We start from the raw sequence: 15,999 nt of genomic DNA on the forward strand, positions 1-15,999 counted from the left end.
GAGGTTGGGAAAATCAGTGGCCGGGCGCCGTTTGCCGCCAGGCCTGGGAACGGCGCAGCAAGCCGCGCGAAGCCCACGCCAGCAGCAAGGACACGCCCGCCGAGGTGAACAGAATCAGGGTCGACATCGCCGCCGCGCCGCCGACGTTGCCGGCGTCATCCATGTTCAGCACCGCCACCGCCGCGAGGATGGTGTCGGGGCTGTAGAGGAAGATCGCGGCGGACACGGTGGTCATGGCCGAGACGAACAGGTAGCGCACGATGTCCAGCAGCGCCGGCAGGCAGATCGGCACGGTGACCTTCAGGTAATGCCGGTACAGCGGCGCCTTGAGCGACAGCGCGGCGGCTTCGAACTCGGCGTCGAGCTGGCGCAGCGCGGTGGTGGCGGTCATCTGCGCAGTGGTCAAATAGTGAGCAATGGTGCAGACGATCAGCAGGGTCATGGTCCCGTACAGCACGTGCAGCGGGTTGCCGGTGAGGTTGAAGAAGAAGACGTAACCCAGCCCCAGCACCAGCCCCGGCACCGCCATCGGTACGAAACTGAGCATGCGCAGCGTCAAATTCAGCCCGCGCTGGCTGCGGGTCTTTTCCATCAGGTAGGCGCCGGTGAAGATCAGCACGCTGCCGATCAACGCCGTGCCCAGCGCCATCTTCAGGCTGTTGCCGTAGGCCAGCCAGCCACCGCCGGCTGTCTCGTTGAACTGATAGTGGTTGAGCGACAGCGACAGGTTGTACGGCCAGAACTTCACCAGCGACGAGAACACCGCCATGCCGAACACCAGCAGCAACGCCGCACTGATCAGCAGGACGATGGCCAGATAACAGGCGTCGCGCTTCTTCAACGGCGCCGGTTTGAACACCTGGGCACGGCCGCTCATGGAGTCGCCGTGACGACGACGCAGCCAGGCATCGACGCCGAAGCTGAACAGCGCCGGCAGCAGCAGAACCATGCCGATCAAGGCGCCGCGACCGAATTGCTGTTGGCCGACCACCGCTTTGTAGGCTTCCAGCGCCAGCACCTGATAGTCGCCACCGACCACCACCGGCACACCGAAATCGGTGATGGTCAGGGTGAACACCAGGCAGAACGCGGCGAACACAGCCTGGCGGGTCGCCGGCCAGGTAATGCTGCGGAAGGCTTTCGCAGGACTGGCGCCCATGCTCGACGCGGCGTCGAACAGTCGCGCATCCGCCAGCGACAGGGCTGACAGCAAAATCATCAAGGCGTGTGGGAAGGTGTAGATCACCTCACCCAGAACAATGCCCCAGAAACCGTAGATGTTGTCCGACAGCAACCCGCGCAACATGCCCTGATTGCCGAACAGATAGACCAGCGCAATCCCCGGCAGCATCGACGGCGCCATCAGTGGCAGCAGGGAAATCCCGCGCCAGATACCTTTTGCCGGAATCAACGTGCGTTGCAAGGCGTAGGCAAACAGGTAGGCCAGCGGTACGACGATCGCCGCGACGCTGAGGGAAACTTTCAGGCTGTTACCGAGCAACCAGTGAAAATTGTCGCTGGTCACCAGTTCCTTCGCCGCCAGCCAGCCACCGCCCTGCCCGGCTTCGCTGCTGAAGCCGCGCCAGAAGATCGCCAGCAATGGCAACAACACCGCCACACCGAGCAACACCAGCAGCAGGAGTTTGCCGCCGAGGACGAAGATCCGGTCGCCGACCTCGGCCCCGGACACCTGCCGCGCCTGCTTATGCGGTAGCGGCAGTGCGAGGTTGCTGTTCATCAGGCAAACACCTGCAGGCTGCGTGGCGGCAAGGCGACCATGATCTGCTGGGCGCCGAGGCGTGGCATGGCTTCCGGTGCCAGTTCGGCGAGCAAGGCGTGACCGGGTAACTGATCGAGTTCGAAGCTCATGCGGCAGCGGTTGCCGAGGAAAGTGATCTCACGGACCTTGGCCGGGAACAGGTTTTCTTCGTGCACCAGCGGATTGACGTTGATCGCTTCCGGACGGCAGAACAGTCGGCCCGATGGACTATGAACGCTGCCATCGGCCAGACGCAGGTTCATCCCGCCGACCTTGGCGTGGCTGTCGCTGCTGCGCTGGAACGGCAGCCAGTTGCCCTGGCCGACAAACTCGGCCACGAATGGCGTGGCCGGGCGGTTGTAGATTTCCTGCGGGGTGGCGTACTGCTCGACCTTGCCGTTGTTCATCACGGCAATGCGGTCGGCCATCAGCATGGCTTCGTCCTGATTGTGGGTGACCATCAGGGTGGTGATGCCGAGGTTGCGTTGCAGCTGGCGCAACTCGGTGCACAGATGCTCGCGAACCCGGGCGTCGAGGGCCGACATCGGTTCGTCGAGCAGCAGCAACGACGGCGCGGGGGCCAGGGCTCGGGCCAGTGCAACTCGTTGCTGCTGGCCGCCGGACAACTGGCCCGGGTACTTTTTCTCACTGCCAGTGAGGCCGACCAGTTCCAGCATCTGACCGACGCGACGGCGTACTTCATCACGGCCGCTGCCGGCGAGGCCGTAGGCAATGTTCGCTTCGACGGTCAGATTGGGGAACAGCGCGTAGGACTGGAACAGGATGCCGTAGTCCCGAGCCTGCGGCGCGAGGTGGGAAACGTCGCGCTCGCCGAGGTACAACTCGCCGCTGTCCTGCTTCTCCAGACCGGCGATGCAGCGCAACAGCGTGGTCTTGCCACAGCCCGACGGGCCCAGCAGGCACACCAGCTCACCGGCCGCGACATCGAGGGAGACGTTATCCAGCGCGGTGAAGGCGCCGAAGCGCTTCTGTACGCCGCGCACTTTCATCGGGGCGCCGGGGTTGGTCAGGGCAGTTGCGATTGCAGGGTTCATGGACAGACCTCATCAAGCAGATGAGGCAAATCCTAGAGTTGTAATGCGTCGGTCATATGGCAGTAAGGCAAAATCGACCGATAGTGGTATTCAGGGATTTGGGTTGATCAGGCCGGGGACATTTCCTGCGCCAGCCCGAGAAACGCCGCCGGCAACCGGGCGTTCTTGCGTTCCTTGAGGCAGTAGAGGTATTCGGGAATCTGCGGCGCATTCTCCAGGGTCAGCACCCGCAACTGCGGATCATGCGGCACTTCCTGGCGGGCAATGATGCTGATGCCGATATTGCGCAGCACCGCTTCGCGGATCGATTCTCGGCTGCCGATCTCCAGCAACGGGCCGAAACTGACCCCGGCGCCGGCCAGCAATTCTTCGGTCAGGCGACGGGTGGTCGAGCCCGGCTCGCGCATCAACAGGGTATGCCCGGCCAGTGCGCTCAGCGTCACATGGTCGTGCGCTGCCAGCGGATGATTGCGATGCACCGCCAGCACCAGCGGATCGCTTCCAAGCACCCGGCGGATCAGCCGTGCATCGTCGAGCAATTGCGACGATGCCGCGACATCCACCCGGTAATCCTCCAGCGCTTCGAGCACTTGCTGCGAGTTGCCGATTTCCACCGACACTTCCACCTGCGGCAGCCGTTCGCGGAAGGTCTTCACCAGATCAAGGATGTAATACGGCGCGGTGGCGGCGATACGCAGCGTGCCCTGAACCTGACCGCTGTTGCGCAGGAAGAACTCGATATCGGCCTCCTGCTGCAACAGCGCCTTGACCATCGGCAACAGCCGCGCACCTTCGTCGCTGACACTCAGGCGCCGGCCGCCACGGTAGAACAGCTCCACCGAATACTGGCTTTCCAGGTTGCGGATCTGGGTGGTCACGGTCGGTTGACTGAGGCCGAGCTTTTTCGCCGCCAGCGTGATGCTGCCCAGGCGGGCCACCATGTAAAACGCTTTCAGCTCGGCACTCAGCACAACCGCCCCTCTTCCTCTATTTGCGCAACAGGCGCAAACCGTTGAACACCACCAGCAGGCTCACGCCCATGTCGGCAAACACCGCCATCCACATGGTGGCGAGCCCGGCGAAGGTTACCCCAAGAAAGATAGCCTTGATCACCAATGCCAACGCAATGTTCTGTTTCAGGATGCTGGCCGTGTTGCGGGACAGGCTGATGAACGCCGGAATCTTGCGCAGATCGTCGTCCATCAGGGCGACATCGGCGGTTTCAATCGCCGTATCGGTACCGGCCGCTGCCATGGCGAAACCGATCTCGGCCCGAGCCAGCGCCGGTGCATCGTTGATGCCGTCGCCGACCATGCCGACCCGACGGCCCTGCGCGTACAGGTCTTCGATGGCTTGCAGCTTGTCGGTGGGCAGCAAGTCACCCTTGGCCTGATCGATCCCGACTTGCGCCGCAATCGCCTGCGCGGTGTGGACGTTGTCGCCGGTCAGCATCAGGGTTTTCACGCCCAATTCGTGCAGTTGGCGGATCGCCTCGCGGCTGGTTTCCTTGACCGTGTCGGCTACGGCGAACAGTGCCAGCGGACCGGAGCTGTCGAGCAGCAACACCACGGACTTGCCCTGTTTTTCCAGCGCAAACAGTTTTTCTTCCAGTTGCGGCGAGCACAGGCCCAGCTCTTCGACCAGACGGTGGTTGCCCAGGTGGTAGGCCTGACCGTTGACCTCACCTTTCACACCGCGCCCGGCCAGCGCTTCGAAGTTATCCACAACCAGCGTCGCGAAACCTTTATCCACAGCCGCATTGGCGATGGCCAGCGACACCGGGTGATCGGAGCGCCCGGCCAGCGCCGCGGCAATGGCCGGGGCCGTGGCGTCGGCGGTCGGGTCGAGGGACAGGTAGTCGGTCTGCACCGGTTTGCCGTGAGTGATGGTGCCGGTCTTGTCGAGGGCCAGATAGTCGAGTTTGAAACCGCCCTCCAGATACACGCCGCCCTTGACCAGAATGCCTTTGCGCGCCGCCGCCGCGAGGCCGCTGACGATGGTCACCGGGGTGGAAATCACCAGTGCACACGGGCACGCGACCACCAGCAGCACCAACGCGCGGTAGATCCAGTCGAACCACGCGGCGCCCATGAACAGCGGCGGGATGATCGCCACGGCCAGGGCCAGGACGAAGACCACCGGGGTGTAGATTTTCGAGAATTGATCAACAAAGCGCTGGGTTGGCGCCCGCGCACCTTGCGCCTGTTCCACGGCGTGGATGATCCGTGCCAGGGTGGAATTGTTCGCGGCTGCGGTCACTGCGTACTCCAGCGAGCCGGCCTGGTTGATGGTGCCGGCGAATACTTTGTCGCCAACGGTTTTTTCCACCGGCAGGCTTTCGCCGGTGATCGGCGCCTGATCGATAGTCGAACTGCCGCTGACGACTTCACCGTCCAGCGCAATGCGCTCGCCGGGTTTCACTCGCACCCGGGCGCCCAGATCGATGCTTTTCACATCCAGTTCGACCCAGTTGCCGTCAGCCTGCAACACTGTCGCCTGCTCTGGCGTCATCTGCATTAAACCGCTGATGGCGTTGCGCGCGCGGTCCAGCGAGCGCGCTTCGATCAGCTCGGCCACGGTGAACAGGAACATCACCATCGCCGCTTCCGGCCATTGGCCGATCAACACGGCGCCGGTCACGGCGATGCTCATCAGGGCGTTGATGTTGAGGTTGCGGTTCTTCAGGGCGATCCAGCCCTTCTTGTAGGTGGTGAGGCCGCCGCTGAGGATCGAGATCAGCGCGATGATCGCCACCACCCAGGTCGGCGCGGCGCTGGTGAAGTGGATCACTTCGGCAGCGAGCGCACCGACGCCGGACAGCGCCAGCGGCCACCAGTGTTTTTTCACCGGGGCGGCGGCCGGGGAATCAACGCCCGCCTCCAGCGGCTCGGCCTGCATGCCGAGGGATTTGATCGCGTCGATGATCGGCGCGGTGTCCGGCAGATTGTGGGTCACGCCGAGCACGCGGTTGATCAGGTTGAATTCCAGCTGCTGGATCCCGGCGAGTTTGCCGAGCTTGTTCTGGATCAGCGTCTGCTCGGTCGGGCAGTCCATCGCCTCGATGCGGAAGCTGCTCAGCCGGGCGTCAGCGCTTTTCGCCTCGCTCAGTTGTACCAGCGCCGGCGCAGCGGCTTTCGACGAACAGCAGGAATCGCCGCCGTGGGAATGCTTATGCACAGGCTGCAATTTATGACTGTGATCGTGCCCGTCGCCCGGTTTGTGGGTGTGAGGGTAGGTGTGCTGGGAATCGCTCATTGGTCGCGTCCATGAAGGTGCCTGTTGCCAAGTAAAGACCCTGTAGCCACTATAGGGTCAAGCACCCTTTTGGAGATCGCTGTCATGAAGATCGGAGAACTGGCGAAACAGACCGATTGCGCCGTGGAAACCATCCGCTACTACGAGCGCGAAAACCTGCTGCCGGAACCGGCCCGCAGTGACGGCAACTACCGCGTCTACACCCAGGCCCACGCCGAGCGCCTGACCTTCATCCGCAACTGCCGCACCCTCGACATGACCCTTGAAGAAATCCGCAGCCTGCTCGCCTTGCGCGACAGCCCGCAGGATCAGTGCGAAAGCGTGAATGCCTTGATCGACGAGCATATCCAGCATGTGAAAGCGCGGATCGATGGGTTATTGGCATTGCAGACGCAACTGCTCGACCTGCGCCAGCGTTGTGGCGAAGGGCCGGAGGCGGATCAGTGCGGGATCCTGCAGCGGCTGGAAGTCAGTGGCGGGGTTGTGGCGACGGAGGTCGAGCATTCGCATGTGGGCCGTAGTCACGGCCATTAAGAACGCCAGAAACAACTGAGGGAGCCATTTGGCTCCCTCAGTGTTTGGTCACTCGTGCTTCAGACCGCCATCGGCGCGGTCATCGGCGCATGGTGCTCGTAGCCTTCCAGCGAGAAGTCGCTCGGCTCCACCAGCTCCAGCCATTCCGGCTGGTACACGCCCGTCTTGGCGAATTCCGGCACACGATCCGAAATCTTCAGCTTCGGCATGGCGAACGGCTCGCGCTTGAGCTGTTCGTTGAGCATGTCGAGGTGGTTCTCGTAGACGTGGGCGTCACCGATGAAATAGGTGAACCAGCGCGGCGTATAACCGGTCAGGCGACCGATCAGGCTCAGCAGCGCGGCGCCTTCGGTGAGGTTGAACGGCGTGCCCAGACCCAGGTCGTTGGAGCGGATGTAGAGGGTCAGAGAAATCTCTTTGGTCTCGACATTCGGGTGGAACTGGTACAGCAGATGGCACGGCGGCAAAGCCATTTCATCGAGCTGGGCGCAGTTCCAGCCGTGGAACAGGATGCGGCGGCTGCCCGGGTCCTTGATGATCGTGTCGACGCACTGGCGCACCTGATCGATGGCTTTGTACAGCACCACGTAGGCCTGGCCGTCTTCTTCGCCCTGGGCAATCTGCTTGTAGCCGTTGCTCAGGGTTTGTTCGATGGCGGCGGTGTTGCTCAGCGGGATCTGCTTGTACGCCGGCCATTTGCGCCATTGCACGCCGTAGATTTCGCCGAGGTCGTCTTCGCCCTGGCGGAACGGGTTGGCCAGCCACTGGGCGTTTTCGTTGGCGTTCTGATCCCAGACCTTGCAGCCCAGCGCACGGAATTCCGCAGCGTTGTTCACGCCACGCAGAAAGCCGCACATCTCGCCGATGGCCGATTTGAAGGCCATCTTGCGGGTGGTGATCGCCGGGAAACCTTCCTGCAGATCGAAGCGCAGCATCGCGCCCGGAAAGCTGATGGTGTTCACGCCGGTACGGTTGGCCTGTTTGGTGCCGTTGTTGATGACGTGCGACACCAGATCGAGATATTGCTTCATGAGTTACCTGTGTCCTTGAGCCCCGGCCAACCGCGCCGGGGTTCGAATATTTAAGCCGTCGGTGCAACCGGTGCCGCCGGGGCACGACGGTAGGCCAGCCAGATCAGGAACAGCCCGCCGATGATCATCGGTACACACAGTACCTGACCCATGGTCAGCCAGTTCCAGGCGAGGTAGCCCAGTTGCGCGTCCGGAACGCGGACGAATTCGACGATGAAACGGAAGATGCCATAGAACAGCGCGAACATGCCCGAGACCGCCATGGTTGGACGCGGCTTGCGCGAGAACAGCCAGAGGATCAGGAACAATGCCACGCCTTCGAGCGCGAACTGATACAGCTGCGACGGGTGACGCGGCAGTTGCGCCGGGTCGCTGAACGGCGGGAACACCATGGCCCACGGCACGTCGGTGGCCTTGCCCCACAGCTCGGCGTTGATGAAGTTGCCGATGCGTCCGGCACCCAGGCCGATCGGCACCATCGGCGCGACGAAGTCCATCAGTTGGAAGAACGACTTGCCGTTACGCTTGCCGAACCACAACGCCGCCAGCATCACGCCGATGAAGCCGCCGTGGAACGACATGCCGCCCTTCCACACTTCGAAAATCAGCGTCGGGTTGGCGATGTAGGCGCTCAGATCGTAGAACAGCACATAGCCCAGTCGCCCGCCGACAATCACGCCCATCGACAGCCAGAACACCAGATCGGAGAGTTTCTCCTTGGTCCAGGTCGGGTCGAAACGGTTGAGCCGGCGCGACGCCAGCAGCCACGCACCGCCAATGCCGACCAGATACATCAGGCCGTACCAGTGGATTTTCAGCGGACCGATGGCCAGGGCCACCGGGTCGATCTGCGGGTAAGGCAGCATTGCGACTCCTCGTTAGAGTTCAAATCTTCAAAATTCCCGGGCGACGCTGCCACCTCAGGATTAAGCCAGGATTGTGGCCTGCTCGGAACAACCGCCTCAGAACAGAAAGCTCAGCCCCACGCAGAACAGCAAAGCGGCGAACAGCCGTTTCAGCAACTTCGGCGACAACTTGTGCGCCAGCCGCGCGCCGAGACGGGCGAACACCATGCTGGTCAACGCAATGCCCAGCAGCGCCGGCAGATACACAAACCCGAGACTATGGGCCGGCAGCAACGGATCATGCCAGCCCAGAATCATGAAACTTATTGCACTTGCCACGGCGATCGGCAGGCCACAGGCCGACGAGGTCGCCACCGCCTGCTGCATCGGCACGCTGCGCCAGGTCAGGAACGGCACGGTCAGCGAGCCGCCGCCAATCCCGAAAATCGCCGACGCCCAGCCGATCACACTGCCGGCCACGGTCAGACCGAGTTTGCCTGGCACCGTTCGGCTGGCCTTGGGTTTGACGTCCAGCGCCAGCTGCGCCGCGATCACCAGGGCGAACACACCGATGATCTTTTGCAGGTTGGGCCCGGAGATCGCTTCGGCCGTCAGTGCCCCGAAACCGGCGCCAAGCAGAATCCCGACGGTCATCCACTTGAAGATCGACCAGCGCACCGCCCCACGCCGATGATGTTCACGCACGGCGTTGACCGAAGTGAAGATGATCGTCGCCAGCGACGTGCCGACCGCCAGGTGTGTCAGGATCGACTGATCGAAGCCCTGCAAGGTGAAACTGAACACCAGCACCGGAACGATGATGATCCCGCCGCCAACCCCGAACAGCCCGGCCAGCACGCCTGCACAGGCACCCAGCGCCAGATAGAGCAGAAATTCCATGACTGCCTCCAAGGCGCATCCCCAAAACCGGAGCGGCATGGTAACGGATGCATGGCCTTCGGCTCCACTGGCGATGGATGCACGGACGATGTCTGCGTAGAGTGGGCAGAAAACACACAAGGACTACCTTATGTGCCTGATCGTTTTCGCCTGGCGGCCGGGGCATGCCCAGCCGCTGATCGTCGCGGCCAACCGCGACGAGTTCTACGCCCGGCCCAGCCTGCCGCTGGCCCAGTGGCCCGAGTCACCGCACGTTCACGCCGGTCGGGATCTGGAAGCCGGAGGCACCTGGCTCGGCCTCGGCGCCAACGGACGCTTTGCCGCGCTGACCAACATCCGCGATCCGCATCAGCCACCGGCCCGACGTTCTCGGGGCGAGTTGGTGGCGGGGTTTCTGACCGGAAACCTTTCGATCGATGACTATTTGTCCGACGTTGTCGCCCGTTCACCGGAATATGCCGGGTTCAATCTGCTGCTGGGCAATGCGCATGAGTTGTGGCATTTCAACGCCCGGTCTTCGGAACCGGTGATGTTGCAGCCGGGTATTTATGGACTTTCAAACGCCGGACTGGATACGCCGTGGCCGAAACTGCTCAAGGCCAAGGCTGCATTGAATGCGGTGCTGGATGATCCACAACCCGAGCAGTTGCTCGCGCTGCTGGGCGATGCGCAGACCGCGCCGTTTGCCGAACTGCCGGACACTGGCGTGGGCCTGGCGACCGAGTCGTTGCTGTCGAGTGTGTTTATTGCCAGCCAGAGCTATGGGACGCGGGCGAGTACGGCGCTGATTGTGCAGGCCGACGGGACGCGGCGGATGGTGGAGCGCAGTTTCGGGCCGTATGGCGGGCACTTGGGGGAAGTGGAAATCAACCTCTGAAGATCGCAGCCCGAAGGCTGCGATCCTGTGCTCAGAGAGGTTTGGCCGCCGCTGGACTGACCATCTTCGCCAATCCGAGGTTCTTCAGCGCCAACTGCAGCGAGCTGTGGATAACTTGCGGGTTATCGATGGTCATCAGTTCTGCCAGCAGATCCTTGGCCTTGCTCAGGTTGATCTGACGCAGCATCCATTTCACCTTCGGCAGGTTGGTGGCGTTCATCGACAGGCTGTCGAAACCCATCGCCATCAACAGCACCGCGGCCGCCGGGTCACCGGCCATCTCGCCGCAAATGCTCACCGGTTTGCCTTCGGCATGGGCGTCGCGCACCACGGTTTGCAGGGCTTGCAGCACCGCCGGGTGCAGGTAGTCGTAGAGATCGGCCACCCGCGGGTTGTTGCGGTCCACCGCCAGCAGGTACTGGGTCAGGTCGTTGGAGCCGACCGACAGGAAGTCCACCATCCGCGCCAGCTCTTTGGTCTGGTAAACCGCCGCAGGAATTTCGATCATCACGCCCACCGGCGGCATCGGCACGTCGGTGCCTTCGTCGCGCACTTCGCCCCAGGCACGGTGGATCAGGTGCAGCGCCTCTTCGAGCTCGTGGATGCCGGAGATCATCGGCAGCAGGATCCGCAGGTTGTTCAGGCCTTCGCTGGCCTTGAGCATCGCGCGGGTCTGCACCAGGAAGATTTCCGGGTGGTCGAGGGTGACGCGGATCCCGCGCCAGCCGAGGAACGGGTTGTCTTCCTTGATCGGGAAGTACGACAGCGATTTGTCACCGCCAATGTCCAGGCTGCGCATGGTCACCGGTTGCGGGTGGAACGCGGCAAGCTGCTCGCGGTAGATCGCCAGTTGTTCCTTCTCGCTCGGGAAACGCTGGTTGATCATGAACGGCACTTCGGTGCGGTACAGACCGACGCCTTCGGCGCCACGCTTCTGCGCCCGCGCCACGTCCGCCAGCAGGCCGGTGTTGACCCACAGCGGCATGCGGTGGCCATCGAGGGTCACGCATGGCAGGTCGCGCAGGGTATCGAGACCCAGCGCCAGTTGCTTCTCTTCTTCCACCACGTCGGCGAATTGCTTGCGCAACACTTCGCTGGGGTTGGTGTAGACATCGCCCTTGGTGCCATCGACGATCATGTCGATGCCGTCGACCTTGGCATACGGCAGGTCGACCAGACCCATGACCGTCGGAATGCCCATGGCCCGGGCCAGGATCGCCACGTGGGAGTTGCCCGAACCGAGTACCGAGACCAGACCGACCAGCGTGCCTTCCGGCACCTCGCCGAGCATTGCCGGCGTCAGTTCTTCACTGACCAGAATGGTTTTTTCCGGGTAGACCAGGTTCTGCTGACGCTCTTCCTGCAAATAGGCGAGCAAGCGACGACCCAGGTCCTTGACGTCCGACGCCCGCTCACGCAGGTATTCATCGTCCATCAATTCGAAACGGTTGACGTGATCGGTGACCACCTGACGCAGCGCGCCCTGGGCCCACTGGCCGGTCTTGATCACGGTGGTGATTTCGCTGCCCAGCGAGGCATCGTCGAGCATCATCAGGTAGACGTCGAACAGCGCGCGCTCTTCCGGACGCAACTGGGTCGCCAGTTTGGCCGACAAGGCACGCATGTCGGCGCGCACGCCTTCGATGGCGGTCTTGAACAGCTCCAGCTCGGCATCGATGTCGTCGATGTGCTTGTCCGGTACCACGTCCAGATCCGCCGGCGGCAACATGACCACCGCCGTACCGACCGCTGCGCCCGGCGAACCCGGCACGCCGACGAACTTGGCTTCCTGGATGCCCTTGCCCTGACGGCCCAGACCTCGGATCGACCCGGTGGCCTCGGCGTGAGCGATTACGCCAGCGAGCTGCGCGCTCATGGTCACGAGGAAGGCTTCTTCACCTTCATCGAACTGGCGACGTTCTTTCTGCTGGATGACCAACACGCCGACGACGCGGCGGTGGTGAATGATCGGCGCCCCGAGGAACGAGGCGTAGCGCTCCTCGCCCGTTTCGGCGAAGTAGCGGTAGCGCGGGTGATCCGCGGCGTTTTCGAGGTTCAGGGGTTCTTCACGCGTGCCGACCAGGCCGACCAGACCTTCGTTGGGTGCCATGCTGACCTTGCCGATCGAGCGCTTGTTCAAGCCCTCGGTGGCCATCAGGACGAAGCGGTTGGTCTCGGGATCAAGCAAGTAGACCGAGCAGACCTGGCTGCCCATGGCCTCTTTGACGCGCAACACAATAATCCCCAACGCCGCCTTGAGATCCTTGGCGGAGTTAACTTCCTGGACGATCTTGCGCAGCGTATTGAGCATGGCTCGGGGTCGAACTCCGTCGTCAGTCGCGCGCTAAAAGGCGCGGGGCAAGCTCTTTGAGAGCGCGGCGATACACCTCGCGCTTGAATGTCACCACCTGGCCCAACGGATACCAATAGCTGACCCACCGCCAGCCATCGAACTCCGGTTTACCGGTCAAATCCATCCGCACCCGCTGCTCGTTGGAGATCAGGCGCAGGAGAAACCACTTCTGTTTCTGGCCGATGCACAGCGGTTGGCTGTGGGTTCGCACCAGACGTTGCGGCAAACGATAGCGCAACCAGCCCCGGGTACAGGCGAGAATTTCAACATCCTCGCGTTCCAGGCCCACTTCTTCGTTCAACTCGCGGTACAAGGCGTCTTCCGGCGTCTCCTCGGGATTGATCCCTCCTTGCGGAAACTGCCAGGCATCTTGATTGATACGGCGAGCCCATAGCACCTGTCCGGCGTCATTCGTCAGAATGATCCCGACATTAGGACGGAAACCATCGGGGTCGATCACGGCAACAACCTCGCAAACGCATGTCGCCGCATTGTTCCACAAAGATTGTGAAGGCAGCAATGAAGCTTCCTACCTTATGTGCACTCTTGTGAAAAGACCGTATTCTTGTGGCCTTTTTACTGACTTTTCAGCGGGTAACTGCAATGCGCCTGGCTTTATTCGATTTGGACAACACCCTTCTGGGCGGCGACAGCGATCACGCTTGGGGCGATTATCTGTGTGAACGCGGCTTCCTCGACCCGATCGCTTACAAGGCACGCAACGACGAGTTCTATCAGGACTACCTGGCAGGCAAACTGGATAACGCCGCGTACCTGAACTTCTGCCTGGAAATTCTCGGCCGCACCGACATGGCCGTGCTCGAGCAATGGCACAGCGACTTCATGCGCGACTGCATCGAGCCGCTGATGTTGCCAAAAGCGGTCGAGCTGCTGAAAAAGCACCGCGACGCCGGCGACAAACTGGTGATCATCACCGCCACCAACCGCTTCGTCACCGCACCGATTGCCGAGCGCCTGGGCGTTGAAACCCTGATCGCCACCGAGTGCGAGATGCAGGACGGCCGCTACACCGGTCGCAGCACCGACGTGCCGTGCTTCCGTGAAGGCAAGGTGACGCGCCTGAACCGCTGGCTGGAAGAGACTGGGCATTCGCTGGAAGACAGCTATTTCTACAGCGACTCGATGAACGACTTGCCGCTGCTGGAGCAGGTGGTGAACCCGGTCGCTGTTGATCCGGACCCGAATCTGCGGGCCGAAGCCGAGAAACGCGGCTGGTCGGTCATCTCGCTGCGCGATTGATCTCGAGGTCGGGTGCCGTGCCTTAAACCGGCTTGGCGCCCATCAACCCGGCAATCGCGACAAAGCAGACAAAACTGAACAGCGCCAGGGCAAAGCTGAACCTGCCGACGCCGCCCGGCGCCTTGCGCAACCGGTTCAAGCGCACCAGCAGCCAGAACCACGCCAGCGCCGCCACGGTGTACAGCACGCTGGAGGCCAGAATCCACGTCTGCCCCAACGGCCAGCCCACCAGATGCACCATCCACCACCCCGTAAACGGCATGCTCAGCAGCGCCAGGCCCATCAGCAGCCAGACAAACACCCGTGGCCGCTGCAACGTGCGGCTGCCCGCCGTCGCATCACCTTTGCGCCGGGCGAGCAAAACCCAGACGCCCAGTCCCAGCGCACTCGCCAGCAGAACCACGGTGGCGACCATGTGCGCCGTTTTCAGGGCAGTTAACGTTTCCATTGTCCGATTTCCTTATGGCCTGCCCATCAGCGTAGCCGTTCAGCCAAGAAACAGCTGATAGGCCGGGTTGTCGCTTTCGTCCCAGTACGGGTAGCCGATTTCCGCCAGCGCTGCGGGAACCAGGTGACGTTCTTCATGAGGCACTTGTAGCCCGGCGACCACACGGCCATCGGCCGCGCCGTGGTTGCGGTAGTGGAACATCGAAATGTTCCAGCGCCCGCCGAGTTTGTTGAGAAAGTTGAACAGTGCGCCCGGACGCTCCGGGAACTCGAAGCGCAACACCACTTCATCGACCACCTGCGCCGCACGCCCGCCGACCATGTGGCGGATATGCAGCTTGGCCAGTTCGTTGTCGGTGAGGTCGAGTACCGGGAAACCCTGTTCGGTCAGGCTCGCCAGCAAGGCGCTGCGCGGGTCGTTTTCCGGGTGGGTCTGCACGCCGACGAAGATGTGCGCTTCGCTGCCGGTGTTGTAGCGGTAGTTGAATTCGGTGATCTGGCGTTTGCCGATGGCTTCGCAGAACGCCTTGAAGCTGCCGGCCTTCTCCGGGATGGTCACGGCGATGATCGCTTCGCGACCCTCGCCCAGCTCGGCGCGCTCGGCAACGTGGCGCAGGCGGTCGAAGTTGACGTTGGCGCCGGAGTCGATGGCGACGAAGGTCTGGCCGCTGACGCCGCGCTGCTCGACATACTTCTTGATCCCGGCCACACCCAGGGCGCCGGCCGGTTCGGTGATCGAACGAGTGTCGTCGTAGATATCCTTGATCGCCGCACAGATTTCGTCGGTGCTGACGGTGATCACTTCATCGACGTAATCCTTGCAGATGTCGAACGTATGCTGGCCGATCTGCGCCACCGCCACGCCGTCGGCGAAGATGCCCACGGTCGGCAGCACGACGCGCTCACCCGCCGCCATCGCCGCTTGTAGGCAGTTGGAGTCGTCGGGCTCGACACCGATGACCTTGATGTCCGGCCGCAGGTATTTCACGTACGCCGCGATGCCGGCGATCAGACCGCCACCGCCCACCGGCACGAAAATCGCGTCCAGTGGCTGCGGGTGCTGGCGCAGAATTTCCATCGCCACGGTGCCCTGCCCGGCAATGGTGTGCGGATCGTCGTACGGGTGGATGTAGACGTAGCCTTTCTCATCGACCAGTTTCAGCGAGTAGGCCAGGGCTTCCGGGAACGAATCACCGTGCAGCACCACTTTGCCGCCACGGGAGCGCACGCCTTCGACCTTGATCTCTGGGGTGGTCTTGGGCATCACGATGGTTGCCTTCACGCCCAGCACTTTCGCCGCCAGGGCCAGGCCCTGCGCATGGTTGCCCGCCGACGCGGTGACCACGCCGCGAGCGCGTTCTTCGTCGCTCAGTTGGGTCAGCTTGTTGTAGGCGCCGCGAATCTTGAACGAGAACACCGGCTGCAAGTCTTCGCGCTTGAGCCAGATGTCGTTGCCCAGCCGCTCGGAGAGCTGGCGAGCGTTCTGCAGCGGGGTTTCTACGGCAACGTCATAAACGCGCGAGGTGAGGATCTTCTTGACGTACTGTTCGAGCATCGGAAAGCATCACTGAGCGGGTTGGGCAGGGCCAACGAGTCTAACCCGGCTTTCGGGCGCACGACCACACGAATCCAGAGGTTTTAGCCCGGCTTGAGGCTATAATGCCGGCCTTTCCGTTCTTACCT

At 62.5% G+C, this 15,999-nt stretch carries 14 protein-coding genes; 3 read left to right on the forward strand and 11 right to left on the reverse strand.

The features are described 5' to 3' along the window. Positions 1-13: 13 nt before the first annotated feature. From AC07VV_RS09425 to AC07VV_RS09440, 4 genes are all read right to left on the reverse strand, one after another. Complete coding sequence (locus AC07VV_RS09425) at positions 14-1,738, reverse strand: putative 2-aminoethylphosphonate ABC transporter permease subunit (RefSeq protein ID WP_495036076.1); 1,725 nt, start codon at positions 1,736-1,738, stop codon at positions 14-16. Beyond that, positions 1,738-2,814 (reverse strand): putative 2-aminoethylphosphonate ABC transporter ATP-binding protein, encoded by a 1,077-nt coding sequence (locus tag AC07VV_RS09430; RefSeq protein ID WP_007953451.1) that lies wholly within the window; start codon positions 2,812-2,814, stop codon positions 1,738-1,740. Before AC07VV_RS09430 ends, AC07VV_RS09425 begins: the two co-directional genes overlap by 1 nt. Positions 2,815-2,921: 107 nt before the next feature. Beyond that, entirely contained in the window at positions 2,922-3,785 is an 864-nt protein-coding gene (locus AC07VV_RS09435; protein ID WP_102619666.1) for a LysR family transcriptional regulator, read from the reverse strand. Positions 3,786-3,801: 16 nt separating this feature from the next. Next, positions 3,802-6,069: a heavy metal translocating P-type ATPase gene (locus AC07VV_RS09440; protein ID WP_495036077.1), complete on the reverse strand. Its 2,268-nt coding sequence runs from the start codon at positions 6,067-6,069 to the stop codon at positions 3,802-3,804. Between the two features lie 84 nt (positions 6,070-6,153). On the opposite strand from AC07VV_RS09440, the gene cadR reads away from it, so the two are divergent. Beyond that, positions 6,154-6,603, forward strand: a complete 450-nt coding sequence (gene cadR / locus AC07VV_RS09445) for a Cd(II)/Pb(II)-responsive transcriptional regulator (RefSeq protein WP_064600182.1) — start codon at positions 6,154-6,156, stop codon at positions 6,601-6,603. A 59-nt stretch (positions 6,604-6,662) separates the two neighbouring features. On the opposite strand, the gene AC07VV_RS09450 is transcribed toward cadR, so the two are convergent. The 3 genes from AC07VV_RS09450 to AC07VV_RS09460 all read right to left on the reverse strand — a co-directional run bounded on the left by AC07VV_RS09450 (position 6,663) and on the right by AC07VV_RS09460 (position 9,379). Then, positions 6,663-7,634, reverse strand: coding sequence for a thymidylate synthase (locus AC07VV_RS09450; protein WP_011336420.1), 972 nt, complete (start codon positions 7,632-7,634; stop codon positions 6,663-6,665). A 50-nt stretch (positions 7,635-7,684) separates the two neighbouring features. Beyond that, the gene (gene lgt, locus AC07VV_RS09455; protein ID WP_096817506.1) at positions 7,685-8,500 is read right to left on the reverse strand and encodes a prolipoprotein diacylglyceryl transferase; all 816 of its coding nucleotides are present in this window, start codon (positions 8,498-8,500) and stop codon (positions 7,685-7,687) included. 96 nt (positions 8,501-8,596) lie between these two features. Then, positions 8,597-9,379 carry a sulfite exporter TauE/SafE family protein gene (locus AC07VV_RS09460; protein ID WP_495036078.1) on the reverse strand — a complete coding sequence of 261 codons (783 nt, stop codon included), beginning with the start codon at positions 9,377-9,379 and terminating at the stop codon, positions 8,597-8,599. Between the two features lie 130 nt (positions 9,380-9,509). On the opposite strand from AC07VV_RS09460, the gene AC07VV_RS09465 reads away from it, so the two are divergent. Then, a complete protein-coding gene (locus AC07VV_RS09465; protein ID WP_495036079.1) occupies positions 9,510-10,256 on the forward strand; it encodes an NRDE family protein in 747 nt (248 codons plus the stop codon). Between the two features lie 31 nt (positions 10,257-10,287). Here the strand turns inward: AC07VV_RS09465 and ptsP are convergent, their stop codons facing one another. Further along, on the reverse strand, positions 10,288-12,567 hold the full coding sequence (gene ptsP, locus AC07VV_RS09470; protein WP_192559231.1) for a phosphoenolpyruvate--protein phosphotransferase: 2,280 nt from the start codon (positions 12,565-12,567) through the stop codon (positions 10,288-10,290). Between the two features lie 22 nt (positions 12,568-12,589). Then, positions 12,590-13,069, reverse strand: a complete 480-nt coding sequence (locus AC07VV_RS09475) for an RNA pyrophosphohydrolase (RefSeq protein WP_003229203.1) — start codon at positions 13,067-13,069, stop codon at positions 12,590-12,592. Positions 13,070-13,212: 143 nt separating this feature from the next. Between AC07VV_RS09475 and AC07VV_RS09480 the strand changes: the two genes are divergently transcribed. Next, positions 13,213-13,869 carry a histidinol-phosphatase gene (locus AC07VV_RS09480; RefSeq protein ID WP_495036080.1) on the forward strand — a complete coding sequence of 219 codons (657 nt, stop codon included), beginning with the start codon at positions 13,213-13,215 and terminating at the stop codon, positions 13,867-13,869. A gap of 22 nt (positions 13,870-13,891) precedes the next feature. Here AC07VV_RS09480 and AC07VV_RS09485 read toward each other — a convergent pair whose 3' ends face one another. Next, a complete protein-coding gene (locus tag AC07VV_RS09485) occupies positions 13,892-14,317 on the reverse strand; it encodes a DUF2269 domain-containing protein (RefSeq protein WP_085709022.1) in 426 nt (141 codons plus the stop codon). Between the two features lie 39 nt (positions 14,318-14,356). Continuing rightward, positions 14,357-15,871, reverse strand: a complete 1,515-nt coding sequence (gene ilvA / locus AC07VV_RS09490) for a threonine ammonia-lyase, biosynthetic (protein ID WP_249483631.1) — start codon at positions 15,869-15,871, stop codon at positions 14,357-14,359. Positions 15,872-15,999 lie beyond the last annotated feature (128 nt).

It is taken from the genome of Pseudomonas sp. GW821-FHT02C04, from assembly GCF_059421845.1.

Bases quoted from the DNA above. Each gene is read 5' to 3' on its own strand.
- AC07VV_RS09425 (WP_495036076.1), bottom strand. From the start codon at position 1,738: ATGAACAGCAACCTCGCACTGCCGCTACCGCATAAGCAGGCGCGGCAG.
- AC07VV_RS09430 (WP_007953451.1), bottom strand. From the start codon at position 2,814: ATGAACCCTGCAATCGCAACTGCCCTGACCAACCCCGGCGCCCCGATG.
- AC07VV_RS09440 (WP_495036077.1), bottom strand. From the start codon at position 6,069: ATGAGCGATTCCCAGCACACCTACCCTCACACCCACAAACCGGGCGAC.
- cadR (WP_064600182.1), top strand. From the start codon at position 6,154: ATGAAGATCGGAGAACTGGCGAAACAGACCGATTGCGCCGTGGAAACC.
- AC07VV_RS09450 (WP_011336420.1), bottom strand. From the start codon at position 7,634: ATGAAGCAATATCTCGATCTGGTGTCGCACGTCATCAACAACGGCACC.
- lgt (WP_096817506.1), bottom strand. From the start codon at position 8,500: ATGCTGCCTTACCCGCAGATCGACCCGGTGGCCCTGGCCATCGGTCCG.
- AC07VV_RS09460 (WP_495036078.1), bottom strand. From the start codon at position 9,379: ATGGAATTTCTGCTCTATCTGGCGCTGGGTGCCTGTGCAGGCGTGCTG.
- AC07VV_RS09465 (WP_495036079.1), top strand. From the start codon at position 9,510: ATGTGCCTGATCGTTTTCGCCTGGCGGCCGGGGCATGCCCAGCCGCTG.
- ptsP (WP_192559231.1), bottom strand. From the start codon at position 12,567: ATGCTCAATACGCTGCGCAAGATCGTCCAGGAAGTTAACTCCGCCAAG.
- AC07VV_RS09480 (WP_495036080.1), top strand. From the start codon at position 13,213: ATGCGCCTGGCTTTATTCGATTTGGACAACACCCTTCTGGGCGGCGAC.
- AC07VV_RS09485 (WP_085709022.1), bottom strand. From the start codon at position 14,317: ATGGAAACGTTAACTGCCCTGAAAACGGCGCACATGGTCGCCACCGTG.
- ilvA (WP_249483631.1), bottom strand. From the start codon at position 15,871: ATGCTCGAACAGTACGTCAAGAAGATCCTCACCTCGCGCGTTTATGAC.